Source organism: Pectobacterium artocarpous (genome assembly GCF_046159765.1).
In the GTDB taxonomy this organism is placed as follows: Bacteria; Pseudomonadota; Gammaproteobacteria; order Enterobacterales; family Enterobacteriaceae; genus Pectobacterium.
In genome coordinates, this window is sequence record NZ_JBJXVK010000001.1 from 205,501 (window position 1) to 230,291 (window position 24,791).

Annotated in this window: 22 protein-coding genes and 2 pseudogenes; 13 read left to right on the plus strand and 11 right to left on the minus strand. The window is 50.5% G+C overall.

Going from position 1 to position 24,791, the window contains the following annotated elements; translation table 11 throughout:
* Positions 1-3: 3 nt before the first annotated feature.
* On the minus strand, positions 4-1,383 hold the full coding sequence (locus ACKQAD_RS00905) for an LLM class flavin-dependent oxidoreductase (RefSeq protein ID WP_409158401.1): 1,380 nt from the start codon (positions 1,381-1,383) through the stop codon (positions 4-6).
* A 319-nt stretch (positions 1,384-1,702) separates the two neighbouring features.
* Between ACKQAD_RS00905 and ACKQAD_RS00910 the strand changes: the two genes are divergently transcribed.
* Positions 1,703-2,248 (plus strand): flavin reductase, encoded by a 546-nt coding sequence (locus ACKQAD_RS00910; RefSeq protein WP_409158402.1) that lies wholly within the window; start codon positions 1,703-1,705, stop codon positions 2,246-2,248.
* Between the two features lie 111 nt (positions 2,249-2,359).
* Here ACKQAD_RS00910 and ACKQAD_RS00915 read toward each other — a convergent pair whose 3' ends face one another.
* Positions 2,360-3,556: a M20 peptidase aminoacylase family protein gene (locus ACKQAD_RS00915; protein ID WP_409158403.1), complete on the minus strand. Its 1,197-nt coding sequence runs from the start codon at positions 3,554-3,556 to the stop codon at positions 2,360-2,362.
* Between the two features lie 415 nt (positions 3,557-3,971).
* Between ACKQAD_RS00915 and ACKQAD_RS00920 the strand changes: the two genes are divergently transcribed.
* Together ACKQAD_RS00920 and ACKQAD_RS00925 are read left to right on the plus strand one after the other, a co-directional pair.
* Positions 3,972-4,952: an LLM class flavin-dependent oxidoreductase gene (locus ACKQAD_RS00920; RefSeq protein WP_409158404.1), complete on the plus strand. Its 981-nt coding sequence runs from the start codon at positions 3,972-3,974 to the stop codon at positions 4,950-4,952.
* Positions 4,953-5,899: 947 nt separating this feature from the next.
* A complete protein-coding gene (locus ACKQAD_RS00925; RefSeq protein WP_409158405.1) occupies positions 5,900-6,493 on the plus strand; it encodes a hypothetical protein in 594 nt (197 codons plus the stop codon).
* 130 nt (positions 6,494-6,623) lie between these two features.
* Here the strand turns inward: ACKQAD_RS00925 and ACKQAD_RS00930 are convergent.
* Positions 6,624-7,363: pseudogene (locus tag ACKQAD_RS00930) on the minus strand (MerR family transcriptional regulator).
* Between the two features lie 191 nt (positions 7,364-7,554).
* On the opposite strand from ACKQAD_RS00930, the gene ACKQAD_RS00935 reads away from it, so the two are divergent.
* Positions 7,555-7,725 (plus strand): hypothetical protein, encoded by a 171-nt coding sequence (locus tag ACKQAD_RS00935; RefSeq protein WP_409158406.1) that lies wholly within the window; start codon positions 7,555-7,557, stop codon positions 7,723-7,725.
* Here the strand turns inward: ACKQAD_RS00935 and ACKQAD_RS00940 are convergent.
* The 4 genes and pseudogenes from ACKQAD_RS00940 to pth form a co-directional block, all read right to left on the minus strand.
* The gene (locus ACKQAD_RS00940) at positions 7,722-8,339 is read right to left on the minus strand and encodes a Fic/DOC family protein (RefSeq protein ID WP_409158407.1); all 618 of its coding nucleotides are present in this window, start codon (positions 8,337-8,339) and stop codon (positions 7,722-7,724) included. The two genes, ACKQAD_RS00935 and ACKQAD_RS00940, sit on opposite strands and share 4 nt — an antisense overlap.
* Positions 8,340-8,518: 179 nt before the next feature.
* Positions 8,519-9,181: pseudogene (locus ACKQAD_RS00945) on the minus strand (tyrosine-type recombinase/integrase).
* 144 nt (positions 9,182-9,325) lie between these two features.
* A complete protein-coding gene (gene ychF, locus ACKQAD_RS00950) occupies positions 9,326-10,417 on the minus strand; it encodes a redox-regulated ATPase YchF (RefSeq protein ID WP_409158408.1) in 1,092 nt (363 codons plus the stop codon).
* Positions 10,418-10,546: 129 nt separating this feature from the next.
* A complete protein-coding gene (gene pth / locus ACKQAD_RS00955; RefSeq protein ID WP_409158409.1) occupies positions 10,547-11,134 on the minus strand; it encodes an aminoacyl-tRNA hydrolase in 588 nt (195 codons plus the stop codon).
* 431 nt (positions 11,135-11,565) lie between these two features.
* Between pth and ychH the strand changes: the two genes are divergently transcribed.
* Positions 11,566-11,835, plus strand: a complete 270-nt coding sequence (gene ychH / locus ACKQAD_RS00960) for a stress-induced protein YchH (RefSeq protein WP_409158410.1) — start codon at positions 11,566-11,568, stop codon at positions 11,833-11,835.
* A gap of 166 nt (positions 11,836-12,001) precedes the next feature.
* Here the strand turns inward: ychH and prs are convergent, their stop codons facing one another.
* The 3 genes from prs to lolB all read right to left on the minus strand — a co-directional run bounded on the left by prs (position 12,002) and on the right by lolB (position 14,586).
* Complete coding sequence (gene prs, locus ACKQAD_RS00965) at positions 12,002-12,949, minus strand: ribose-phosphate diphosphokinase (protein ID WP_010274915.1); 948 nt, start codon at positions 12,947-12,949, stop codon at positions 12,002-12,004.
* A 137-nt stretch (positions 12,950-13,086) separates the two neighbouring features.
* Positions 13,087-13,959, minus strand: a complete 873-nt coding sequence (ispE, locus tag ACKQAD_RS00970) for a 4-(cytidine 5'-diphospho)-2-C-methyl-D-erythritol kinase (protein ID WP_409158411.1) — start codon at positions 13,957-13,959, stop codon at positions 13,087-13,089.
* Positions 13,960-13,962: 3 nt separating this feature from the next.
* The gene (gene lolB / locus ACKQAD_RS00975) at positions 13,963-14,586 is read right to left on the minus strand and encodes a lipoprotein insertase outer membrane protein LolB (protein WP_409158412.1); all 624 of its coding nucleotides are present in this window, start codon (positions 14,584-14,586) and stop codon (positions 13,963-13,965) included.
* A 232-nt stretch (positions 14,587-14,818) separates the two neighbouring features.
* Here lolB and hemA point away from each other — a divergent pair, with 232 nt between their 5' ends.
* The 6 genes from hemA to kdsA are packed head-to-tail and all read left to right on the plus strand — an operon-like array spanning position 14,819 to position 20,166.
* The gene (gene hemA / locus ACKQAD_RS00980; RefSeq protein WP_409158413.1) at positions 14,819-16,075 is read left to right on the plus strand and encodes a glutamyl-tRNA reductase; all 1,257 of its coding nucleotides are present in this window, start codon (positions 14,819-14,821) and stop codon (positions 16,073-16,075) included.
* Between the two features lie 33 nt (positions 16,076-16,108).
* Positions 16,109-17,191, plus strand: coding sequence for a peptide chain release factor 1 (gene prfA / locus ACKQAD_RS00985; RefSeq protein WP_409158414.1), 1,083 nt, complete (start codon positions 16,109-16,111; stop codon positions 17,189-17,191).
* Positions 17,191-18,036: a peptide chain release factor N(5)-glutamine methyltransferase gene (gene prmC / locus ACKQAD_RS00990; RefSeq protein ID WP_409158415.1), complete on the plus strand. Its 846-nt coding sequence runs from the start codon at positions 17,191-17,193 to the stop codon at positions 18,034-18,036. The genes prfA and prmC overlap by 1 nt, the downstream gene beginning before the upstream one ends.
* A gap of 5 nt (positions 18,037-18,041) precedes the next feature.
* Complete coding sequence (locus tag ACKQAD_RS00995) at positions 18,042-18,443, plus strand: SirB2 family protein (RefSeq protein ID WP_409158416.1); 402 nt, start codon at positions 18,042-18,044, stop codon at positions 18,441-18,443.
* Positions 18,444-18,445: 2 nt separating this feature from the next.
* Positions 18,446-19,255, plus strand: coding sequence for an invasion regulator SirB1 (gene sirB1, locus ACKQAD_RS01000; RefSeq protein WP_409158417.1), 810 nt, complete (start codon positions 18,446-18,448; stop codon positions 19,253-19,255).
* Positions 19,256-19,311: 56 nt separating this feature from the next.
* The gene (gene kdsA, locus ACKQAD_RS01005; RefSeq protein WP_409158418.1) at positions 19,312-20,166 is read left to right on the plus strand and encodes a 3-deoxy-8-phosphooctulonate synthase; all 855 of its coding nucleotides are present in this window, start codon (positions 19,312-19,314) and stop codon (positions 20,164-20,166) included.
* Positions 20,167-20,261: 95 nt separating this feature from the next.
* Here the strand turns inward: kdsA and ydgH are convergent, their stop codons facing one another.
* Positions 20,262-21,215: a DUF1471 family protein YdgH gene (gene ydgH, locus ACKQAD_RS01010; RefSeq protein WP_409158419.1), complete on the minus strand. Its 954-nt coding sequence runs from the start codon at positions 21,213-21,215 to the stop codon at positions 20,262-20,264.
* Positions 21,216-21,796: 581 nt separating this feature from the next.
* Between ydgH and pntA the strand changes: the two genes are divergently transcribed.
* A complete protein-coding gene (gene pntA, locus ACKQAD_RS01015; protein ID WP_409158420.1) occupies positions 21,797-23,326 on the plus strand; it encodes a Re/Si-specific NAD(P)(+) transhydrogenase subunit alpha in 1,530 nt (509 codons plus the stop codon).
* 10 nt (positions 23,327-23,336) lie between these two features.
* Positions 23,337-24,725 (plus strand): Re/Si-specific NAD(P)(+) transhydrogenase subunit beta, encoded by a 1,389-nt coding sequence (gene pntB, locus ACKQAD_RS01020; RefSeq protein WP_409158421.1) that lies wholly within the window; start codon positions 23,337-23,339, stop codon positions 24,723-24,725.
* Positions 24,726-24,791: the final 66 nt, after the last annotated feature.

Sequence of the window (24,791 nt, forward strand, 5' to 3'; positions counted from 1 at the left end):
TCTTCACCCCAGCGATCCAGCACCTGCGCATAGCTGCCGTTGTGGATCGCGCCATTGATGGCGGTGCTGATTCACCGGATAATCCAGCGCCAGATTTTCCCGCAGCGTGTAGCCCGCGTAATCCTGACGGAACAGGCCGCGCTGTTGCAGCAGAGGAACAACGCGATCGACAAAGTGGTTGAGTGTATCCGGCGTACCCCCCTGAATGATGAAGCCATCGGCCGCACCGCTTTCAAACCAGATCTGTAAACCATCCGCCACCTGTTCGGGCGTGCCGCTGAAGACGGGGCGCGGTGATGCGGCTTCCAGCGCGACCTGCCGCAGCGTTAAGCCTTTTTCCTGCGCGTTGCGTTTGATTTCGTCAGTGGTGCTGCGGAAGCTGTTTTTCCCTAAATCGCCGATATCGGGGAAAGGCTCATCCAGCGGATGTTGGGTGAAGTCATAATGCTCAAAGTAGCGCCCCAGATAATTGAGGGCGTCCTTAATCGTGACCAGTTGGGCGGTTTCCTGATATTGACGCTCTACGTCTTCCGCGTCGTTGCCGACAATTACGCTGACGCCCTGAAAGATATGTAGCTGATCGGCCCGGCGGCCGTTTTCTTCCAGCTTCTGTTTTACCTCGCGGTAATAACGCTGTGATTCTTCCAGCGTGTGTTGATGGGTGAAGATGGCATCGGCGTGCTTGGCGGCCAGTTTTTGGCCGTCTTCAGATGCGCCAGCCTGAAACACAATAGGGCGCCCCTGTGCGGATCGGCCAATATTCAGCGGTCCCTGTACCGAGAAGAATTCACCTTTATGGTGTAGCGTGTGCAGCTTCTCAGGATCGAAGAACTGTCCACTGGCTTTGTCGCGAATAAAGGCATCATCTTCCCAGGAATCCCACAGGCCTTTCGCCACCTGAAGAAATTCATCGGCAATGCGGTAGCGCAGTGCGTGTTCCGGGTGCTGTGCACGGGAGAAGTTTTTCGCCGACCCCTCTAACGGTGAAGTCACCACGTTCCAGCCCGCGCGGCCATTGCTGAGATGGTCGAGGCTGGAGAATTGCCGGGCAGTGGTAAAGGGTTCGGAATACGACGTCGAAAGCGTGCCGACCAGACCAATATGCGTGGTAACAGTGGCTAATGCGGACAGCAGCGTTAACGGTTCAAAGCGATTGAGAAAGTGAGGGATAGATTTTTCATTGATATATAAGCCGTCAGCCACGAAGACAAAATCAAATTTCCCTTGTTCGGCTTTTTTTACCGCATCAAGAACAAAACCAAAATTGATACTGGCATCTGGCACAACATTTTTATGTCGCCATGCGGACATATTTCCCGCTGCACCCTGTAATATTAAACCCAGTCTTAATTGTCGCTTGGTGGAGGTGTGTTTTTCACTCATTGTCAGATGCCTTTTTATTAATTGAATGTGTTTTTATTGATTGAGCGAACGTATTGTTGATTGAATGAACTTTCATGAAAGTGAAAGTAAGCCATCGATAAACCTGCTATCAATAAACAAGCCATCAATAGAAATTCACGTATCCAATGAAAGGTTAATCAGGCGTTAATGACGTGTTTTCACTATTGATGAGGCGAGGCGTGATGTAAAACAACAAAAATGGATAATAAAATTCAAAAATTTCAGATGATGACGCGGCTTATTTTGTTAGTATCATGTTAATGATCATGTCTCTCGCCGTATCTAAAGGAAGTATTTAATGTCTGATTTGATAGCTGAACGACACGTTACCGCGAATGACGCGGTGTTCTCTGCTGCGGCTGTTACGGTTGACCGGCAGGCGTTTCGCGATGCGATGGCTAAGTTGAGTGCTGCGGTTAATGTCGTGACGACGGATGGCCCGGCGGGTAAAGCTGGATTCACGGCTTCCGCGGTGTCCAGTGTCAGCGATTCGCCCGGTACGTTACTGGTGTGTCTGAATCGTGGTTCGTCGGTGTATCCCACGTTTCAGGCGAATACGCATTTGTGCATCAATACGTTGGCTTCCCATCATGAAGCGCTGTCGACGCTGTTTGGTAGCCGCTCATCTACTGAAGAACGGTTTACCGCGGCGGAGTGGGACGTGCTGCACACAGGAGCACCGGTGTTGCGGGATGCGCTGGTCGCGTTTGACTGCCAGATTGAAGAAGTAGTAAGCGCTGCGACGCATGATATCTTTATTTGCCGGGTGTTAGCGCTTAAGCAGGGCGAAAGCACCGATGGTCTGGTGTATTTTTCCCGCCGTTATCATACTGTGCGCGGTTAATTGATACCGATTTCTCACCTAATATCGGATTAATGTAATCAATACACCTCCGCCGAATTGATCGTGCGGAGGTGATGTGTTTGTGGATGACTCTAGTTGTAGAACAAGGTATTACGATCGAGACAGTACCGCCTGCGGTGGAGTGACTTTCGTGGTACGCAGCCGATGCAACGCGGCCTCCGCCAACTGTGCGAAATAGCGTGAGGCAGGCGCAATCGCACTTTCATCTGGGTTAAACTGAGGATGGTGCAGGCCAAATTCGCTGTTTGAACCAATGCTGACGAAGGTGCCCGGCACTTCCTGAAGGTAAAGCGCAAAGTCCTCGCCACTCATTTGCAGCTCGGCGTTTTCCACCTGATAGCCTGCGTCTCGGGCAATCTGTTTGCTGAAAACTGCCCATTCGTTGGTATTCACGACCGCTGGCGGGCCGGGGTACCATTTCAGTTCCGCTTTGGCACCCAACGCAACGGCAATACCGCCGATCAACTGTTCAATGCGCTCCGGTATTTCCGCGCGAATCGCGGCATTGTAGGTGCGTACTGTGCCTTCCAATTCTACCGTTTGCGGCAGTACATTCCAGGTGTTGCCGCCCTGAATGCGCGTGACGCTGATGACCAGCGACTCCAGTGAACTGAAACTGCGGCTGGGCAACGTTTGTAGCGCATTGACGATATTGCAGGCGGTGACGATGCTGTCGATGCCCTGTTCGGGTTTGGCGGCGTGCGCGCCTTTGCCGGTAATGTGAATGGCGAAGCGATCCACGTTGGCATAAAACGGGCCGCTGCGTGTGGCGAAGGTGCCTGTGGGAAGTTCAGGCGCGTTGTGCAGACCGAAAACGGCAGCCACATCGGCGAGTGCACCCGCGCGGATAAATTGTTTAGCGCCAGTAGAAACCTCTTCTGCCGGTTGGAAAAAGACGCGGATTTTACCCGGTAAGACAGATTCGCGCTTTTTCAGTAAACAGGCGGCACCCAGCATCACTGCGGTGTGGAAATCGTGCCCACAGGCATGCATGACGCCTGCATGCTCAGAGCGAAATGGCACATTTACCAGCTCTTCAATCGGCAGGGCATCAATATCGGCCCGCAGCGCAATCGTCGGGCCACTGCCGTGACCGATCTCGGCAACGACGCCAGTGGTCAACGTCAGGGGCAGCAGGCGGATGTCTTTCTCTTGTAGCCAGCGGGTGATGTGCGCGGTGGTTTGGTGTTCCTGATTGGACAGTTCCGGGTACTGGTGCAAGTGCCGTCGCCAGTTAATTAGCTGTTGCTCGAATGACGTATCACAACAGGGGATAGATTCAGCCATATCAATACACCTCCTTAACAAAACTCAAACATGATAAAGGTAGCCGATAGTAGCTCAGCGGATAAATACCATCTGGTTATATTTCATGCCTTTTTATCCCGATATATTTAATATTTTGGGAAAGCAATGCCATTTCCTGTTCGTAATGCGAATGATTTATGCGTAATTTATTTTTCCAGCAATGAGGGATTTCCTTTATTAAAATTTCTGCTAACAAAATTCGTTATTGGTATTTATATTTCACGCTGTTATGCAACATGCTTCTTATTCTGTTTTTTTTGCCAGGTTCTTACCGTGACGCTTAAATTGAAACAAATCATTATGTATGAATGGTTTTGAAATAAAACATCACTTTCAATAAATGACGCTGATGGATGGTTGCTGAAAATAGAGGCGTTGAAAATAGGGAAACATCGTGGAATATAAGCTCAGTTTATTAGATCAAAGCCCCATTGCCGAAGGCATGAGCGTGGAACAGGCGTTGGCGCAAACCGTGTCGCTGGCGAAAGTGGCAGAAACACTTGGCTATCACCGCTTTTGGGTTTCCGAGCATCATAACTCTGATGAGTTGGCGGGGTCATCTCCCGAGGTTTTAATCACCTGGCTGTTGGCGCACACTACCACGCTGCGGATTGGCTCCGGCGGGGTGATGTTACAGCACTACAGTCCGTATAAAGTCGCAGAGAATTTCCATGTGATCGGTGCACTGGCGGGCGGACGTGTGGATTTGGGAATTGGCAAAGCGCCGGGCGGGCTGCCACTGGCAACGCGGGCGCTACAGCAGGAAATCAGTGAAGCGACACGAGTGGCCTTCACGGAGAAATTACAGCAATTAAACCGTTTTCTCGACAGACATGACAAGACGGCCGAACGCCTGAATGCCACGCCATTACCAGAACATGTACCACAGCGCTTTCTTCTGGGTGCCAGTCAGGAGAGCGCGCGGTTAGCCGCCTCGCTGGGCTGGAGTTTTGTCTTCGCCGGGTTCATTAACGCCAGTGACACGCTACTGACGGAATCCCTGCTGAGCTATCGGGAATTGAAGCCAGCCAGTGCTCAGACACTGCTGTCGCTGTCGGTGATTGCCGCCGAACGTTATGAGGATGCGGAGGCACTGGCCAGCACGCAGCATAATTATAAGGTTTATATTGAGAACAAGCCGCCGCTGACGGTAGGGAGTCAGGAGCAGGCCGATAATTTTGTGCGGCAGGCGGGCGCGACGGATTTCCGTATCGTGCAGGAGCCGCGCAATGTGCTTTACGGCACGCCGGAGCACATTCACCAACATCTGGAAAGTTACCATCAGCGCTTTGACGTGGATGAATTCATCATCCATACGCCGGTGACGTCACTCCGTGAGCGTGAGGCCTCGATTCGGCTGCTGGCTCAGCGCTGAGTAAGCCGAAAAATGTGAGCGATGAACGCGCTATGGTGAATGTTGGTACGATAGCGCCAGCGGCGTTTTTTCAGACAAAACCTTACATATTCCCTCTGTTTGACTGTTCTATACTCATTGGTAAGCAAGATAAGTTTTACTGGCAGATGAGATAAAGATGAATAGGGGGAAGAAATATGATTGGTCTCAACCTTGTTTCTCCAGTGTCATATTACACTATGCCGGACAAACCTGATCACGTACAGGGTATCTCCCGCTCGTCGCAGCTGTCTGGTTATCCTCATCCAGACGCATCTACCCGAACCCGAGCAACTTACGAAAATAGCGGTTCGGTCTTTAAGCCACCTGTGGCGGACGGGATTAACCGCCCGACGGCAAATAACCAACTGAATGTTTACGTTTAACGTGGCAGCAAGCGGATAAAATGGGCAATCGCGTGCTGTAAACGATTGTTTCGGTGCGTGCTTATCCTCATTGACTTCGTTTTATTATCAAGAAGTATTTTCACCCGTTTCGCCGTACTCCCATTCCTTTTTTCTTTTCTGCGGGTCACTTGCCCATCCTCGATGTTATCCATGCTAACCCTATGATTAATCATCATTACACAACCCTCACGATTTACTTTCGATTTGATGCGTTCGGCGTATTCTGCTAACACTGGCGCAGACTGCATCGAATCGAGGCTGCTAATGCAGTCGTCGACGGTTAGTGGGAGAGGGTACTTAGGGGCTCCAAATGACACATTAGGGGGAGTAAACGGCACGGTTCTAGCGAAGGAATCCTCCGACAACAAGTTTTTGTATAAAAAATGCTATTCTTTCTTGCAGTTGTAGAGTGCGTTACTGCGTGTAAACGTGGTAAAAAAGCCCGAGGTTATCCGCTTCAGTGCACGAAGAATAACGCGTGGTAGGATAGGGGAAGCACACAATGAATCGTCGAGGAATATAATGAAAATCAGTGTGATAAAGAAAAGGATTGTTGTCCTGCTACTGGCGCTACCGCTCTACGGTGTCGCAGAGGCAAAAGATCCAGATTTGTTCGTCGGCTATACCACGCAGGATCTTACCGATGCATTACCTGCGCAGTTGTTGAACATGATGCAGCGGGACAAAGTGGTCGATGCGGCTAACCATATGGCACAGACCGAATATGTCGATCCTACGACAGGCAATAAGGCACTGGTTTCACTGTTTATGCTACCACCAGACAGCAAGGGAACTATTCCCATCGCATCGACGCCCAGCGATCTGGATGCGGTGATTGCTAGCACGGAAAAAGAGATGCTGCGCCAACGCATCAAACCCGATCAGCGTGCGGGAAACATTGACGATGCGACGCCTTTTCGTTGCTTACAAACGATTCTGAACAACAAGGTCCTGCATTCGCTGTGTTCGACGCTGATTAAAGGGCGCGTGCTGGAGGTGCAGGCCATCAATATGGTCGATAATATCCAGGATGAAGCCGCGCTGCATAAGGTCATCGGACAGCAAAATGAATTCGTTATTGGGATGGGAAAAACGCTGCTGGCGCTGAAAAAATGATACACCTGACGCACCAGAACGAGCGTCATCGGTGACAGACGGTAAGGGTTTCTCATACAAGCGTCAACGGGGTTTGTCAGCCATTCTGCCGTGTCATTGAACGTTGGTTTATCTCAATGAACCAACGCCATTACGCAGAATGAAAATCGATAGCAAAACCTTGTTCCTGCCAGTGAGTGAGTTGTTCATTCTGGCTGCGAGACAAGGCCTTTCCTGTCCATACAAAGAGGTGTTGACCGGGAAAAAGCTCCAGGCGGGGCGCACTCAGTGGTTCAGCCAGCACGTCAATATTATTCCAATCTTGCTGTGAAAGGCGCCACGCTTCTAGCCAGAGGCGCGTGCGGTCATCGTTATCCCATGCGATCAGTAAAGCCTCTTTCCCTTTTTTCTTACGCGTCTCAGCAAGGCGCAAGACCGCATATTCAATGAGAACGCCATCCAGCAAGCTAGACATAATCCGCGATGTATTTTGATCAAGGCTGAAGCGTTGACGGACGGGGATAAAAACATGATCGATGATTTCGTCGGCAGAATGCTCGCGATGTATTGCCATGATCATGGTGCGCAACTTGGTAGGACGAACATGACGCAATATGGTCATCATTTCTTCCTGAAGTGACGACCAGCCATCATTGATGGCAATGCTTTTTCCTTCTAACAAGGCTTTGACCTTACCAACCGGAACACCACTTTCTACCCAACGCTTAATTTCTTCGATTCGCTGAATATCACTTTCATCAAACTGGCGATGCCCGCCTTCGCTTCGCTGCGCTGCGGTTTCAGCAACCCATAACGTCGTTGCCAGGCACGCAGTGTTACAGGGTTAATTCCACATCGCTCTGCTACATCACCAATGCTATAAAAGGTCATTGACTCCTTCATGCTAAAAGCCGACACGCTCACTGCTAAATTTAGCCAATCGTTTCATACTTGATGTATTGCTTAAAGGGCTCGGCCAATGAGTGAATCTTTGGCGGGGCTAGATGTGAATTTGTGTAGAAATCTTGGTATAATGTCTGTACGGTGTTTTTCAGCCCAGATTCTGCTTTTCAGGAGTAATTATGAGCAACAGCAAAAAAACTCAGGTAAGCTACACCAAGCCATCTCGTGCTGACATCGTTCGCTCAGTGGTGACGTCTACAGCTGTAGAAACAGGGCAGTCCTCCGCGAAGATTGAAGCCTCCCTTGAAGCGACGCGCAAAAAATTCGCCCATTTGCGTCTTGCGGTTTAATCACTTCTCAATGCTTCTCTGACCCAGTGCCTCATCGGCTCATAGTCCATTGATACGCCAGCATGGATAGCCGAGATATACTGGGTTTTGTTTTGCTCCCAGCTTTGATAATCCAGCGGTTTGTATCCTCCCTGAACAGCCATCACGTCGGCTAATAGTCGCGACAAACGCCCGTTTCCCTCTCTGAATGGGTGGATGAGTATCAGCTCGACATGGGTTATGGCGATAGCGGTGATGAGTTGTTCTTCATCCATGCCACTACACGGCGTGTATTGAGCCAGATACTTGGTGTCGAATTCGTTCAGCAGTTTCGGCAATTGTGCTGAGGGAGCAAACATAAAACCGTCCTTGCTGATATTTACCGCTCTTTCTTGTCCAGCCCACTCGTAGATGTTACCTAACCAGCGGCGATGCCAGCTTTTTAGCAGGGCTACGCTGAGTTGCCATTCCGGGAACTGTTCTTCAAAAACAGACTGGTAGAGTTGTTCCAACAGGGTAAGTTCAGCCTCATCCATCTCATCAGAAGCAGCGATCCCCAGTTTGTTAGCCAAAACTTGTTCGCCAGAGTCTTTCTCATACTGGCCTTCACTGCTGGATACATGGTATCGACTCATGGAGATGCCCCGTGTTATTAGAGGGATGGAAAACAGAGGGATTATAACGTCAGACGGGCAGGGCAAACAATGCTCGTAAAATCAGATGCTTATAAAAGTGTAGATTAAAATGTAGTTTTTATACTCTGGTGGAAAATAATCGTTAGTAATCAGTGTTAAAACACCAATGCATCAATGGGTTACGAAACATCAATATTGCTGTGTATGCTTCCTACCCATCCATCAAGCTTATCTGCCCAATCCTGCATCATCACTTTGCGTTCATCAAGATAAGTCGCGTGGTAATACGTGCGGCGAACATTATTAGTATCTGCATGGGTAAAATGAGCCTTGATAGCATCAGGCTGATAGCCCCTCTCGTTTAAACGTGTGCGGCCTGTGGTTCGGGGAGGGCATGTGGGCTATACGTTCCGCTCCAGCCGAGGCTTTTCAGTAGCTGGCGTAGAGAGTGTGATGTCATCGGGCCACGTGGGTTATCCCAGCCCGGAAAGAGGTGCTGTCGATGCCCGTAATTTCATTTGTAGCCACTCTTTGGTGATAAGCTCAAAGGTGTTGGAGGCATCGTTGACCTTGCGGAGCTTATCTAGCTGCCTAGCCTGTGCCGGGTTGAGGCCTTCTGCGACTTGTTTACGGGCTTGCTCGCATTTCTCCCGCGCCTCGGCAAGTTTCACCGCTGGATACTCACCCAACGCGAACATGCTGGATTTACCATTGAGTTTAAACCGTTAGCGCCATGCTTTTTTGCCGTTGGGTTTCACTTCGAGCTAGAGACCGTTGAAGCCATTGAGTCGATAGAGTTTTTCTTTCGACTTGGCAGTGCGGCATTGCGTATCAGTGAGTATAGCGAGTCCTTGTCTATTTTGACTGCGCTGTCATGAGATTACGTGAGACGCCATGAAAAGAAAAATCCACGCAATTGCGTGGATTTTATAGCTTTTTACGACTCTTGTGAGATTCAGCGAAACCTCATGAGACGATAGATTTCATTAGACGTTGAACAGGAAATTCATGACATCACCATCTTTTACGATGTAGTCTTTGCCTTCTGAACGCATTTTTCCAGCTTCTTTCGCGCCTTGTTCACCTCTGTAGGTGATGAAATCTTCATAGGCGATAGTCTGGGCACGGATGAAGCCTTTCTCGAAGTCGGTGTGAATTTTACCTGCGGCCTGTGGGGCGGTGGCACCGACAGGGATAGTCCAGGCGCGAACTTCTTTCACGCCAGCAGTGAAGTAGGTTTGCAGATTCAGCAGTTCATAGCCCGCGCGGATAACGCGGTTCAAACCCGGTTCTTCCAGACCTAACTCAGCCATAAATTCTTCACGGTCAGCATCGTCCAGTTCCGCAATATCTGATTCAACGGCGGCACAGACGGCCACGACGACAGAACCTTCAGCGGCCGCGATTTCACGTACTTTATCGAGGTACGGGTTGTTTTCGAAACCGTCTTCGTTGACGTTAGCGATGTACATGGTTGGTTTCAGCGTCAGGAAGCTCAGGTATTTGATCGCTGCTTTATCTTCGTCGCTTAAATCCAGTGAACGCAGCATCCCGGCGTTCTCCAACTGCGGTAAGCATTTCTCCAGTGCAGCCAGCTCAGCTTTCGCATCTTTATCGCCGCCTTTGGCTCTTTTCTGCACGCGATGAATGGCGCGTTCACAGGTATCGAGGTCAGATAACGCCAGTTCGGTGTTGATCACGTCGATGTCATCGGCCGGATCAACTTTGTTGTTTACGTGGATAATGTTATCGTTTTCAAAGCAGCGTACAACGTGGCCGATGGCTTCCGTTTCACGGATGTTGGTCAGGAACTGGTTACCCAAGCCTTCACCTTTGGACGCGCCCTTTACCAAGCCCGCGATATCAACAAACTCCATGGTGGTAGGGAGGATACGCTGCGGCTTAACGATTTCAGCCAATTTGTCCAGACGTGGATCGGGCATTGGCACAACGCCAGTGTTCGGCTCGATGGTACAAAACGGGAAGTTGGCCGCTTCGATGCCGGCTTTGGTCAACGCATTGAACAGTGTGGATTTACCGACGTTAGGTAGCCCAACGATACCGCATTTGAATCCCATGTTTATATCACCTTAAATAACTTATTAATCAGACGATTACTGTATATCGCCTTTCAGAATGGAAACATTACGGCCGATTATACACGGAATGACGATTTATCTCGATCTGCCATCCGTATTCTAACCAGATTATGCCGCTTTGAAGGCATGCAAGCGATTCATTGCTTTGATCATGTCTTCTTTCATTAGAATTTCTGTGCAGCGCACGGCCTCGTCAATGGCATCGTCGATCAACGTCTGTTCGCTTGTCGGCGGCTTACCCAGCACAAAACCGGTCACTTTGCTTTTATCGCCCGGATGGCCAATACCAATACGTAAACGATGGAAGTTTGGGTTGTTACCCAATTTACTAATGATGTCTTTCAGTCCGTTGTGGCCGCCGTGTCCGCCACCTAACTTAAGTTTGGCAATCCCCGGTAATAAATCCAGTTCATCGTGGGCAACCAGGATTTCATCAGGCTGAATGCGATAGAAGGTAGCCATTACCGCGACGGCTTTGCCGCTCAGGTTCATGAACGTGGTAGGAACCAGCAGGCGTACGTCTTGACCAGCCATGTTCAAGCGGGACGTGTAACCAAAAAATTTGCTTTCTTCTTTCAGCGGCTGACGGTAAACGTCCGCCAGACGATCGACAAACCAGGCGCCCGCATTATGGCGGGTGGCGGCATATTCAGCGCCGGGATTGGCCAGGCCGACAATTAATTTAATGCTGCTCACGGTATATTCCAGATTACGTGCTTACACTTAAGCGGGGTTGCGTGATAAACGAAAGCGCTAGTTTACACACCGTGTGGTGGATAGCCAAATATCCCCATACTTCAAGCTGCATGTGCGTTGGTTTTCCTCGCTCACCCCAGTCACTTACTTGTGTAAGCTCTTGGGGATTTACTGCGTTGCCGCCTTCCTGCAACTCGAATTACTTAGGGTATATTGATGTTGAAATGTAAATACAATGTTATTTGTTCGGCAATGTGATTATTCAGAATTTTATCTATTTATTTAAACGTAAAAAATATTAATCATTCGTTTTATCTGTGATCGCTCCCGCAATCATCCAGGTACATTATTGCCTATAATTACATCAATAATAAGAAAGTAGACGGTAATGGCACTCCGATTCATCCACAGAATTAATCTGGAGGTGGCAGATGAAACGTAAAAACGTGACAGTGTTGGGTAACATGTTGATGGGGCTCGGTATGATTCTGATGATTGGCGGCATCGGTTTTTCCATCGCCAGCCAGTTCCCTAAACTGAATGTTCCTGAATTTATGACTTATATTGATCTGGTCGGTATTTTTTCTGGCGCAATATTTTGGTTAGTGGGAGCGCGTATTAGCGGGCGTGAGGAAGTTGCAGACCGTTATTGGTGGGTTAAACACTTTGATAAGCGTTGTCGCCGCCAGCGTCACCCATAACCATTAATGACGCAACAGGCATTAATGAAAATTGAACATGAGAGCCGCTGTCATTTTGCTATGGCGGCTTTTTGCTTTTAACTGTGGGTAGAAATAAGAAAGCCACCTTGTTATAGGTGGCTTCATTATTATTATCGTTTGCGATCGGTTACCCGATCAGCCGCGATTAATGTTCAAACATCGCAGAAATAGATTCTTCGTTGCTGATACGACGAATCGCTTCGGCCAGCATACCAGACAGCGTTAACGTACGAACATTCGGCAGTGAACGAATGTTTTCCGCCAACGGAATGGTGTCGCAGACAATCACTTCATCAATGACAGAGTTCTTTATGTTCTCGTAAGCATTGCCTGAGAAGATCGGGTGTGTGGCATAAGCGAATACACGTTTCGCCCCACGTTCTTTCAGCGCTTCTGCTGCTTTGCACAGCGTACCGCCGGTGTCGATCATATCGTCAACCAGTACACAGTCACGGCCAGCGACGTCACCGATGATATGCATCACCTGAGAAACATTAGCACGCGGACGGCGCTTGTCGATGATCGCCATGTCGGTATCGTTCAGCAGTTTAGCGATTGCGCGCGCGCGCACAACGCCACCGATGTCTGGAGAAACCACGATTGGGTTTTCCAGATTCTGTTGCAGCATATCTTCCAGCAGGATCGGGCTACCGAATACGTTATCTACTGGCACATCGAAGAAGCCTTGAATCTGCTCAGCGTGCAGATCAACGGTTAGAACACGGTCAACACCGACGCTGGACAGGAAGTCAGCAACGACTTTCGCGGTGATGGGCACACGTGCGGAACGTACACGACGATCCTGACGGGCATAACCGAAGTAGGGGATAACGGCGGTAATACGTCCCGCCGAAGCGCGACGCAGAGCATCGACCATCACAACCAGTTCCATCAGGTTGTCATTGGTGGGTGCACAGGTGGACTGGATGATGAAAATATCACCACCGCGTACATTTTCATTAATTTGCACGCTGACTTCGCCATCGCTAAAACGACCGACAGCGGCGTCGCCAAGGCTAGTGTACAAACGGTTGGCAATACGTTGTGCTAGTTCCGGGATGGCGTTACCAGCAAAAAGCTTCATATCAGGCACGAGAAGAACCTCAGGCTTGCGTCCAGAGAAATATTGCACCTGCCGGGCAGGGAAGAGCAACAGGCACAATATGCATACGGGTGTATGAATTAAGTTTGCTACAGCCTGACCGCACGGCAGCCGGTGTGTGGCAAAACCTAACGTTGCCCGGAAAGCGTACGTTGTAGCGGAGAGACGTTAACGCCTCGCGCGACGAAACCATTGAGCCATTCCGGGGCCTGGTCAAGCACCTGACGGGCTGCGAACTCGGTGTCGAACTCTGCAAACACACAAGCTCCCGTTCCAGTCAGGCGCGCCGGGGCATATTCTAGCAGCCATGAAAGTAGCTGTTCAACCTCACGAAAACGTTTTCTTGCGATAGCTTCACAATCATTGACGAAGGTTTGGTTTAATAAAGTTTCTAAATCACGAACTGGCGAATTACGCGTCAATTCTGGATCGCCGAAAATCAATGGCGTGGCAATACTCACACCAGGGTGTGCCACCAGATACCATTTCTCTGGCGGATTCGCGGGTGTTAGCTGTTCACCAATACCTTCGGCAAAAGCGGCATGTCCACGAATAAACACGGGAACGTCCGCACCTAATTCCAGTCCCAACTTGGTCAACGTATCAACGCTCAGCCCGCTTTGCCACAAATGGTTCAGGGCGACCAAAACGGTAGCCGCATTGGATGAGCCACCGCCCAACCCTCCGCCCATTGGCAGGCATTTATCGATACTGATGTCTGCACCGAACCGGACAGGGTGGAGATGATGGCGTTCGCAGTACTGCTGTAATAAGCGTGCCGCGCGGACGATCAGATTTTGTTCGTTCTCTACACCATCGACAGGTGTGAGCAAGTTAATTTGGTCGTCATCACGCGACCGAATCGTCAAGGTGTCGCCGTAATCCAGAAACTGGAACAGTGTTTGCAGCAGATGATACCCGTCCTTTCTCTGGCCGGTGATATAAAGAAACAGATTCAGTTTGGCCGGAGCAGGCCATGTCTCGATAACCGTCGGTTGCATCGCTTATTTAACCATCCAGTTATTCATTTTCAGCTTGATACGCTGCTCACCCTGAACTAATTCTAGACTCGTTGGGAGAGGAGGCGTCAGCTCGGTGTTGTAACTCTGATAGCTGACATTCCAGTTTTGATTGCCCTGACGATAGGTGACCGTTTTCAGCAGATAGTGTTCATCCAGCGTGAATTCGGTGGCATCGCCCGGGATGCCGAGAATCCACTGGCGCAGATTGTTTAGCGGGATCGCCATACCGGTGAGTTGCTGAATCATATATTCGGCATCTTTCCCCACGTAACGCTTACCCTGATTATCGGTGATTTGCACGCCGTCAGGCTGGGCGCGCAGTTCTAATTCGGTGCTGCCGAGTGGGTTGGTCAGCAGCAGGCGATAGCGCTGAGGCGGTGTGTCCTGCCAGAAAAAATTGGCTGATACTCTTTTACTATCGGAGATATAGGCAAAAGCACCGCGAGTCTGATATTGGCTGAGTTGCTGTACTTTTTGCTGATGCTGTTGCCACTCTGGCGAGGTGGGGCTTTTACCCGTTTGGATCGGTTGATGAACGCTACAGGCGGCTAGCAACACGCTGGCTAAAGGCAGTAAACGCAGGCATCGGACGGTTTTGGTTGGCATGGCGGTCGTATCCTGTAAATGAATGAAGTTCGTGAAAGACGTCACGCTAACGGGCTTACCGCTCAGCGTCAATGATTGTTATTCGTCAATGGCGTTTAATGTTTTCTGTCAAAAAGTGACTACCCTAGACGAGGTGTATCGCGTGCTGTCGCTTTTCTTGCACCCCTGCATCAAGTAGAATGCGACTCAAACGAAATCCATACTAAGACCGGTATTACTCAGAAACAGCCTAATGACCCTGCTTGCGCTTGGTATTAATCACAAGACCGCACCAGTTTCTCTGCGTGAACGCGTTGTGTTCTCACCAGATAAATTAGGGGTGGCCCTCGACAGTCTGCTACAGCAACCGCTGGTGCAGGGTGGCGTTGTGCTGTCTACCTGCAATCGTACGGAACTCTATCTTAGCGTTGACGAGCAGGAAAACCAGCGTGAACAGTTGATTCGCTGGCTGTGTGAATATCATCAATTGCGCCCGGAAGACGTCAACGGCAGTCTTTACTGGCATCAGGATAACGCCGCGGTTAGCCATTTGATGCGTGTAGCCAGCGGTCTGGATTCTCTGGTGTTAGGCGAACCGCAGATTTTGGGACAGGTGAAGAAGGCGTTTGCCGAATCACAGCGTGGCCATTCTTTGTCCAGCGAGTTGGAACGGCTGTTCCAGAAGTCTTTTACCGTGGCCAAACGTGTTCGTACGGAAACGGATATTGGTGCCAGTGCGGTGTCGGTTGCCTTTGCCGCCTGTACACTGGCGCGGCAGATCTTCGAATCACTGGCGGACGTTACCGTGCTGCTTGTTGGTGCTGGAGAAACCATTGAACTGGTTGCTCGCTATCTTCGTGAGCATAAGGTACAAAAAATGGTGATTGCGAACCGCACCCGTGAACGCGCCCAGGTGCTGGCAACGGAAGTGGGCGCAGAAGTCATCACGCTGGCCGAGTTAGATGAACAGCTTGCTCAGGCCGACATCGTGATCAGTTCAACGGCCAGTACACTGCCGATTATCGGAAAAGGGATGATGGAACGGACGCTAAAGGCCAGACGAAATCAGCCAATGTTGATGGTGGATATTGCGGTTCCACGTGATATTGAGCCGGAAGTCGGAAAATTGCCGAACGTGTATCTCTACAGCGTGGACGATCTGCATGCGATTATTCAGCATAACCTCGCACAGCGTAAAGCGGCGGCGGTGCAGGCCGAATCCATCGTGCAGCAGGAAAGCTCCGACTTCATGGCCTGGCTGCGAGCGCAGTCAGCGGTGGAGACCATTCGCGATTATCGTGCTCAAGCCGATGAGCTGCGTGCGGAAATGACGGCCAAGGCGCTGGCTGCCATTCAACATGGTAATGATGTTGAAGCGGTGATTCAGGAACTGACGCACCGCTTAACCAACCGTCTGATTCACGCGCCGACCAAATCCCTTCAGCAAGCCGCTCGTGACGGCGACCAAAACCGGTTACAAATTTTACGTGACAGCCTTGGGCTGGACTAGCATTCATCTCTACTACAGGATTTAACCGCCCGCATGAAGCCTTCTATTGTTGCTAAACTGGAAGCGTTACAAGAACGCCATGAGGAAGTCCAGGCGTTACTCGGTGAGCCCAGCGTCATCGCTGATATGGATCGTTTTCGCGCGTTGTCGCGAGAATATGCTCAGCTCACTGATATTACTCGCTGTTTCCAGCAATGGCAGCAGGCGCAAGAGGATCAGCAGACCGCAGAAGTAATGCTGGACGATCCAGAAATGCACGATATGGCGCAGGAAGAATTGAAAGAGGGTAAAGCGACGATTGAGGCACTGGAGCAGCTGCTTCAGGTGCTGTTGTTGCCGAAAGATCCCGATGATGAGCGCGGCTGTTTTCTGGAAGTACGTGCCGGGACGGGCGGCGACGAAGCCGCGATTTTTGCTGGCGATCTGTTCCGCATGTACAGCCGCTATGCCGAATCACGCCGCTGGCGTGTTGAGGTGATGAGCGCCAGCGATGGTGAGCATGGCGGTTATAAAGAAGTTATCGCTAAAATCTCCGGCGACGGCGTGTACGGTCAGCTCAAGTTCGAATCTGGCGGCCATCGCGTGCAGCGCGTTCCTGCCACGGAGTCTCAAGGGCGCATTCATACGTCAGCCTGCACGGTCGCCGTGATGGCGGAAGTGCCGGAAGCGGAACTGCCGGATATCAACCCCGCAGATTTACGTATTGATACCTTCCGCTCTTCTGGTGCGGGCGGTCAGCACGTTAACACCACCGATTCCGCCATCCGTATTACTCACTTGCCAACCGGTATTGTCGTGGAATGTCAGGACGAGCGTTCACAGCATAAAAACAAAGCCAAAGCGCTGTCTGTGCTAGGGGCACGTATTCGTGCGGCAGAAGTGCAGAAACGTCAGCAGGAAGAAGCGTCAACTCGCCGTAACCTACTCGGCAGCGGCGATCGCTCTGACCGCATCCGTACCTACAATTTCCCGCAGGGAAGGGTGACCGATCACCGCATTAACCTAACGCTTTACCGGCTGGATGAAGTCATGGAAGGGAAACTGGATACGCTGATCCAGCCTGTCGTACAAGAATATCAGGCCGATCAACTTGCTGCGTTGTCCGAGCAGGAATAATGACCTATCAGGATTGGTTAATCTCTGCCGCGACTCAGCTTGCGGCGGGAGAAAGCCCGAAGCGAGATGCTGAAATTTTGCTGGGCTTTGTGACTGGCAAGTCTCGCACGTTTTTGCTGGCATTTGGCGAAACCGAGCTGAATGAGACGGAACAGCAGCAGTTAACCGAACTGCTGGCACGCCGTGAACAGGGAGAACCTATCGCCTATTTGATCGGTGCGCGCGAGTTCTGGTCACTACCACTGGCCGTCTCGCCCGCCACATTGATTCCTCGCCCCGATACCGAATGCCTGGTTGAACAGGCGCTGCTGCGCCTGCCTCAAACGCCGTGTGCCGTGCTGGATTTGGGGACCGGAACCGGGGCAATTGCGCTGGCGCTGGCCAGTGAACGACGTGATTGTCGGGTGACAGGCGTTGATGTTCAACCGGATGCTGTTGCCTTAGCAACGAAAAATGCCCGACAATTGGGGCTCGACAACGCCCGTTTCTTGTCTGGAAGCTGGTATTCACCGCTTGCTCAAACGCGCTTTGCGCTCATCGCCAGTAATCCACCGTATATCGATGCGGATGATGTGCATCTGTCGCAGGGCGATGTTCGTTTTGAACCCGCCAGCGCGCTGATTGCCGCCGACAACGGGCTGGCGGATTTACGCGCCATCATTGAGTCTGCCCCACATTATTTAGAGGCAAATGGTTGGCTGCTGCTGGAGCATGGCTGGCAGCAGGCTGATGCAGTGCGTCAACTTTTGCAGGCACGCGGTTTCACACAAATAGAAACCTGTCAGGACTATGGTGGCAATGACCGCGTGTCGTTAGGACGCTGGTTGGATGCCCCAACGCATTAGGAGCAATGGACGTGATAACTCTTTACCCGGCCACGATATATCTTCATCTGGCAACGGTTGGCATCAGTATTTCTCTGTTTATTATTCGTTTTTTCTGGCTGTGCCGACAATCAGCGCTGCTGCAACAGCGCTGGGCAAAAATCCTGCCGCATATTAACGATACCTTGTTATTAATCAGCGGTATTGGTTTAATCATGATTAGCCACATTTATCCGTTTACTCCAGAGCAAAGCTGGCTGACGGAAAAACTGTTTGGCGTTATTATTTATATCCTCCTTGGCGCTATCGCCTTGGGGAAACGCCCCCGTAGCCAGAACGTTCGCTGGCTGGCGTTTGTATCTGCTTTAATGTGCTTTGGTGTGGTCGTGCTGCTGGCACTGACTCATTCACCGCTGGTGATGGAATAATTATGAGTGCTATTGCTGATTTTGAGTTCAACCAGTCGCTACTAAGTGATGGTGTCGTGTTGGTTTCACAGGCGATTCGCCGCGACTTTCCCGCTCAGGATGTGCGGCAAAATCTGCAACAGCTGGTTGAGAGCGCTCGGGCCGCTATCCCTGAAGATCTTGAGCAAGATCTTCAGCTTGAAAAGCTGATTGAGCTGTTCTATCGCACCTGGGGATTCGGCGGTGCGGGCGGGGTTTATCGCCTGTCTGATGCACTGTGGCTCGATCGGGTGCTTGAATCACGTCAGGGCCTACCTGTGTCACTTGGCGTCATCTTCCTGCATATCGCCAATGAGCTCGGCCTACCGCTGATGCCAGTCATTTTCCCAACCCAGCTGATTCTGCGTGCCGACTGGCTCGACGAAGAAATGTGGCTGATCAACCCGCTAAACGGCGATACGCTGAGTGAGCATGTGTTGGAAGTGTGGCTGAAAGGTAATATCGGTCCATCAACGCGCCTGCTGGATGAAGATCTGGATGAAGCAGAGAACGTTTTGATCGTGCGTAAAATGCTCGATACGTTGAAAGTCGCGCTGATGGAAGAAAAACAGATGGAACTCGCGCTAAGAGCCAGCGAAGCGGTACTGCAATTTGATCCGGATGACCCGTATGAAATCCGCGATCGCGGCCTGATTTATGCGCAGCTGGATTGCGACCATATTGCGCTGTCCGATCTCAACTATTTCGTTGAACAGTGCCCGGAAGACCCGGTGAGTGAAATGATAAAAGTACAGATTCACTCAATAGAGCAAAAACAGATTGTCTTACATTAAGAACCCGTTTTGCAGTAATGCAGCGTTAATTTATTTCCAGACATGAAGGTAAAAGTATGACGAATAAAGTGGTCAAGATAGGGGATATCTCCGTCGCCAATAACCTGCCTTTTGTGCTGTTTGGTGGCATGAATGTTCTTGAATCACGCGATCTGGCGATGCGCATTTGTGAACATTACGTCACGGTCACGCAGAAGTTGGGCATTCCTTACGTGTTCAAAGCGTCATTCGATAAGGCTAACCGCTCCTCGATTCACTCTTACCGTGGTCCCGGTCTGGAAGAAGGGATGAAAATATTCCAGGAACTGAAACAGACCTTTGGCGTAAAAATTATCACCGACGTGCATGAAGCGTATCAGGCGCAACCTGTTGCCGATGTGGTTGATGTGATCCAACTTCCTGCGTTTCTGGCACGTCAGACTGACCTGGTCGAAGCGATGGCGAAAACGGGCGCGGTCATCAACGTGAAAAAACCGCAGTTCGTCAGCCCGGGACAAATGGGCAACATCGTCGATAAATTCATCGAAGGTGGCAACGATCAGGTTATTCTGTGCGATCGCGGCAGCAATTTCGGTTACGACAATCTGGTTGTTGATATGCTCGGCTTCAATGTCATGAAGCAGGTTTCTAATGGTTCGCCCGTGATTTTTGACGTTACACATGCGCTACAGTGCCGCGACCCGTTTGGTGCCGCGTCGGGTGGCCGTCGTGGACAAGTGACCGAACTGGCTCGTGCCGGTATGGCTGTGGGCTTGGCGGGGCTGTTCATTGAAGCTCATCCAGATCCCGCTAACGCGAAGTGTGATGGCCCGTCTGCGCTGCCGCTGGATAAACTGGAACCGTTCCTGCAACAGATCAAAGCGATTGACGATCTGGTGAAAGGTTTCCCTGAACTGAATACCAACAAGTAATCTTCTGCTTACAGCCGATTGATGACTACTGATGTAAAAAACCCGCGATATTGCGGGTTTTTTGTTTATCACGCTTGTGGCTTTCTACCGCGCTGTTATTTATAGAGATCGGCGCTGATCGTCATATTGTTGCCTTTGCCTTCCCACTGTCTGGTTATGTGGTAGTACTTGGCACCTTTCTCGCCGGCACGTTTAGCGACGGCTTCGGACACCTGTGTCATATTGGTGTAGTTACCACGGAACTTAATCGAATCGAAAGGTACCATCTGCGCCGCCGTCGCGTTATTCAGTTCCTGAATCTTGGAACCATCCGTTAACGTTATTGTGTAACGCCCACCTTTGGACGACTGCGTTTCAAAGAAATTACCTACGTTGCGGCTAGGGCTATCAGAGTAAGCAACCCCTGGGATTTCCACTTTGGCGGCTTCTGCTCCACCAGCGGCCAGTGCGGCGCGGCCTGCATCAGAATCAGCAGGGATTGCATCAGGACGCTGGAGTTGACGTTTTGGTGCATCGGCTTTATAGATAAATGCGGTAACCCTTTGGTTCGCGCTATTCGAGTTCACGTCGATCTGACGGACAATGTAGAACGAGTCCGCATTTTTCTCTTTTGCCGCTTTCGCGATGGCGTCGTTCACGTCTGGTTGGCTGGGGAAAAATCCACTAACGGTTACCGTATCATACGGCTCTAGCGAATAGGCCACATCTTTTGGCAGCTCTTTCACGCCGTAAAAGGTGCGAAATTGCGTATCCTCATTCACCTTTGGCGCATCTTTGCGATACAGGTCGACAGTCACATTCCAGTAGTAACTTGAATTAGCATCCGTCATGGATTGCACATAGAACGACTCTGCTCCCAGTTTGTCGGCGCGTTTTGAGGCCGCGGCTACTGCTTCATTGATCGCGTTAAAACGTCCTTTAAACGTAATCCGCTCAAAGGGTTGCAGAGATTCTGCCTGCTCAGGTGTCAGTTCCTGTGCAGCCTGCGCTGAAAATGCCGAGAGTGATAACAATAACGTGGACGCAATAACAGTAGTCTTCAGCTTCATAAAAAATCCTTTCGCCTTCCTGCAACTCGAATTATTTAGGTATAGCAATCAACCTGTATCGGAATAGGGCTGATTATCGCACGGAATAAATTCTTGTGCTTTAGCATTTTCAGCAGGACTGAAAAACCCTAATGCTTCGGCTCTAAACAAGAAAAGTGCTAATAATAACGGTTAATGATTGTTTTACCATCATAAGGGATATTTATGTGATTTATCGTATTAACAACCTTGTAACACCCCATTTTTGTGAAACAGCACCGAAAAATACTTCTGTAATAATGCTAAAAAAGGCTGAGAAGAGCATGATTTTCGACCAAGAAAGGCTTTCATAAGCTGTAATAACTCGGCTTTTCTGTGAAATTCACTTTATTTATGGATCATCGATCACATTTTCAGTACGTTATAAATGAATTCGTCGACAGTGAGACGCCCCAAAAAAACGTGTGGTAAGAAGATGATAAGCCCCTCTTCCTACCGTGTGAATGCGGGGATACAAGGTGCAGTAGGTCTCGGCGAACTTGTATAACAGAGTAGGGTGAAAATAATAACCTTCGTTAAGAATAAGCGAAAAGGGTATCAGCATGCATATTGGTGTACCAAGAGAGCGGTTGGCCAATGAAGCCCGTGTAGCAGCGACGCCGAAAACGGTTGAACAACTGCTGAAACTGGGTTTTACGGTCTCGATAGAACGTGAAGCGGGGAAACTGGCAAGTTTTGACGATACGGCATATGAAGAAGCCGGTGCGTCGATTGTTGACAGTTCAGAAGTTTGGCAATCCGATATCGTCCTGAAGGTGAATGCGCCGCAGGATGATGAAATCGAACTGACCCGTGCAGGCAGTACGGTTGTCAGCTTTATCTGGCCAGCGCAAAACCCAGCACTGTTGGAGAAACTGGCGGCCCGTCAGGTGACAGTGATGGCAATGGATTCCGTGCCGCGTATTTCGCGTGCGCAGTCACTCGATGCGCTCAGTTCAATGGCCAACATTGCTGGCTATCGTGCCATTGTTGAAGCTGCTCACGAGTTTGGTCGTTTCTTTACCGGGCAAATTACCGCTGCGGGTAAGGTTCCACCTGCCAAAGTCATGATTATCGGTGCGGGTGTGGCCGGTTTGGCTGCGATCGGCGCAGCGGGTAGCTTAGGTGCCATCGTTCGTGCTTTTGATACCCGCCCTGAAGTAAAAGAGCAGGTTAAAAGCATGGGTGCCGAGTTCCTTGAACTCGACTTTGAAGAAGAAGCAGGCAGTGGTGACGGCTATGCTAAGGTCATGTCTGAAGCCTTTATCAAAGCCGAAATGGAACTGTTTGCCGCACAGGCAAAAGAAGTCGACATTATCGTCACTACCGCATTGATCCCCGGCAAACCTGCTCCACGCCTGATAACCAAAGAAATGGTGTTGAGCATGAAGCCCGGCAGCGTGATCGTCGATTTAGCGGCGCAAACGGGCGGAAACTGCGAATTGACCGTGGCCGATCGCGTCACCGTGACGGAAAACGGCGTCAAAATTATCGGTTACACCGATTTACCCAGCCGCCTGCCAACACAATCTTCACAACTTTACGGCACAAACCTGGTTAACCTGCTGAAATTGCTCTGCAAAGAGAAAAATGGTGAGATCAATGTCGATTTTGACGATACCGTGATTCGCGGAGTAACCGTCGTTAAAGAAGGGGAGATCACCTGGCCAGCACCGCCAATCCAGGTTTCAGCGCAGCCACAACAGGCAAAACCGGCCGCCGCGGTCGTGAAAGAAGAAGCCAAACCTGCATCGCCGTGGAAGAAATACGCGTTTCTCGCGATTGCTATTCTGCTGTTTGGCTGGTTGGCTGATGCCGCACCAAAAGAGTTTCTGTCTCACTTTACCGTTTTTGCGTTGTCCTGCGTCGTGGGCTATTACGTTGTCTGGAATGTCAGCCACGCCTTGCACACGCCACTAATGTCAGTCACTAACGCAATATCAGGCATTATCGTTGTCGGAGCATTGTTGCAGATCGGCCATGGCGGATGGGTGTCGTTTTTCTCATTCATTGCCGTATTGATCGCCAGCATCAATATTTTCGGTGGTTTCACCGTGACTCAGCGCATGCTGAAAATGTTCCGTAAAAACTAAGGGGTAACACATGTCTGGTGGATTAGTAACTGCTGCATACATTGTTGCCGCAATTCTCTTTATTTTCAGTTTGGCTGGTTTGTCCAAGCACGAAACGTCGCAACAAGGAAATATCTTCGGTATCAGCGGGATGGCGCTCGCGCTGATCGCGACGATTTTGGGGCCGGATTCTGGCAACGTTGGCTGGATCATCGTTGCGATGGCGATCGGTGGGTCAATCGGTATTTATCTGGCGCGTAAGGTTGAAATGACCGAAATGCCAGAACTGGTCGCCATCCTCCACAGTTTTGTGGGCTTGGCAGCGGTACTGGTTGGTTTTAACAGCTTCCTCGATCACGGTGAAATCACCGATCCGGTGATGGTTAATATCCATTTGACGGAAGTCTTTCTGGGTATCTTCATCGGTGCCGTGACTTTCACGGGTTCGGTTGTCGCTTTCGGCAAACTGCGCGGCAAGATCTCTTCCAAGCCGTTGATGCTACCTCATCGCCATAAAATGAATCTGGCGGCGCTGGTTGTGTCCTTCCTGTTGCTGTTGGTTTTCGTCAGTACCGGAAGCGTGGCGTTGCAGGTTCTTGCGCTGATTCTGATGACGGCGATTGCACTGGTATTCGGCTGGCATCTGGTTGCGTCGATTGGCGGTGCGGACATGCCAGTCGTGGTCTCTATGCTGAATTCCTACTCGGGGTGGGCGGCAGCGGCAGCGGGCTTTATGCTGAGCAATGACCTGCTGATCGTAACCGGCGCTCTGGTGGGTTCGTCTGGTGCGATTCTGTCTTATATCATGTGTAAGGCGATGAACCGCTCCTTTATCAGCGTGATTGCCGGTGGTTTTGGTACAGACGGCGTTTCCTCTGGTGAGAGTGAAGAAGTGGGTGAGTATCGTGAAGCGTCAGCGGAAGATGTGGCTGATTTGCTCAAGAACTCAACCTCGGTCATCATCACACCAGGATACGGTATGGCTGTCGCGCAGGCGCAGTACCCTGTGCATGACATCACCGCAAAACTGCGCGCGCGCGGTATCAACGTTCGCTTTGGTATTCACCCAGTTGCAGGGCGTTTGCCTGGTCACATGAACGTGCTGTTGGCTGAAGCGAAGGTGCCTTACGACATCGTATTGGAAATGGATGAAATTAATGATGATTTCACCGATACCGACACCGTGCTGGTCATTGGCGCGAATGACACGGTTAACCCGGCCGCGCAGGAAGATCCGCATAGCCCAATCGCAGGCATGCCTGTTCTGGAAGTGTGGAAAGCGCAGAATGTTATCGTGTTCAAGCGTTCTATGAATACCGGTTACGCTGGCGTACAGAACCCGCTATTCTTTAAAGAGAACACGCAGATGCTGTTTGGCGATGCCAAAGACAGCGTTGAGGCGATTCTGAAAGCGCTGTAAGCGTGACGAAGGTAGACAGCGAAAGGGGCGAATGAGGCCCCTTTTTTGCACCTTATCGTAAAAAAA

What these genes read in the sequence shown, in the direction of transcription:
- ACKQAD_RS00905 (WP_409158401.1), bottom strand. Translation starts at nt 1,383, where the DNA reads ATGAGTGAAAAACACACCTCCACCAAGCGACAATTAAGACTGGGTTTA.
- ACKQAD_RS00915 (WP_409158403.1), bottom strand. Translation starts at nt 3,556, where the DNA reads ATGGCTGAATCTATCCCCTGTTGTGATACGTCATTCGAGCAACAGCTA.
- hemA (WP_409158413.1), top strand. Translation starts at nt 14,819, where the DNA reads ATGACCCTGCTTGCGCTTGGTATTAATCACAAGACCGCACCAGTTTCT.
- ydgH (WP_409158419.1), bottom strand. Translation starts at nt 21,215, where the DNA reads ATGAAGCTGAAGACTACTGTTATTGCGTCCACGTTATTGTTATCACTC.
- ACKQAD_RS00940 (WP_409158407.1), bottom strand. Translation starts at nt 8,339, where the DNA reads ATGAGTCGATACCATGTATCCAGCAGTGAAGGCCAGTATGAGAAAGAC.
- pntB (WP_409158421.1), top strand. Translation starts at nt 23,337, where the DNA reads ATGTCTGGTGGATTAGTAACTGCTGCATACATTGTTGCCGCAATTCTC.
- pntA (WP_409158420.1), top strand. Translation starts at nt 21,797, where the DNA reads ATGCATATTGGTGTACCAAGAGAGCGGTTGGCCAATGAAGCCCGTGTA.
- lolB (WP_409158412.1), bottom strand. Translation starts at nt 14,586, where the DNA reads ATGCCAACCAAAACCGTCCGATGCCTGCGTTTACTGCCTTTAGCCAGC.
- ychF (WP_409158408.1), bottom strand. Translation starts at nt 10,417, where the DNA reads ATGGGATTCAAATGCGGTATCGTTGGGCTACCTAACGTCGGTAAATCC.
- ACKQAD_RS00910 (WP_409158402.1), top strand. Translation starts at nt 1,703, where the DNA reads ATGTCTGATTTGATAGCTGAACGACACGTTACCGCGAATGACGCGGTG.
- ychH (WP_409158410.1), top strand. Translation starts at nt 11,566, where the DNA reads ATGAAACGTAAAAACGTGACAGTGTTGGGTAACATGTTGATGGGGCTC.
- ACKQAD_RS00925 (WP_409158405.1), top strand. Translation starts at nt 5,900, where the DNA reads ATGAAAATCAGTGTGATAAAGAAAAGGATTGTTGTCCTGCTACTGGCG.
- kdsA (WP_409158418.1), top strand. Translation starts at nt 19,312, where the DNA reads ATGACGAATAAAGTGGTCAAGATAGGGGATATCTCCGTCGCCAATAAC.
- sirB1 (WP_409158417.1), top strand. Translation starts at nt 18,446, where the DNA reads ATGAGTGCTATTGCTGATTTTGAGTTCAACCAGTCGCTACTAAGTGAT.
- prfA (WP_409158414.1), top strand. Translation starts at nt 16,109, where the DNA reads ATGAAGCCTTCTATTGTTGCTAAACTGGAAGCGTTACAAGAACGCCAT.
- ACKQAD_RS00995 (WP_409158416.1), top strand. Translation starts at nt 18,042, where the DNA reads ATGGACGTGATAACTCTTTACCCGGCCACGATATATCTTCATCTGGCA.
- ACKQAD_RS00935 (WP_409158406.1), top strand. Translation starts at nt 7,555, where the DNA reads ATGAGCAACAGCAAAAAAACTCAGGTAAGCTACACCAAGCCATCTCGT.
- ispE (WP_409158411.1), bottom strand. Translation starts at nt 13,959, where the DNA reads ATGCAACCGACGGTTATCGAGACATGGCCTGCTCCGGCCAAACTGAAT.
- prmC (WP_409158415.1), top strand. Translation starts at nt 17,191, where the DNA reads ATGACCTATCAGGATTGGTTAATCTCTGCCGCGACTCAGCTTGCGGCG.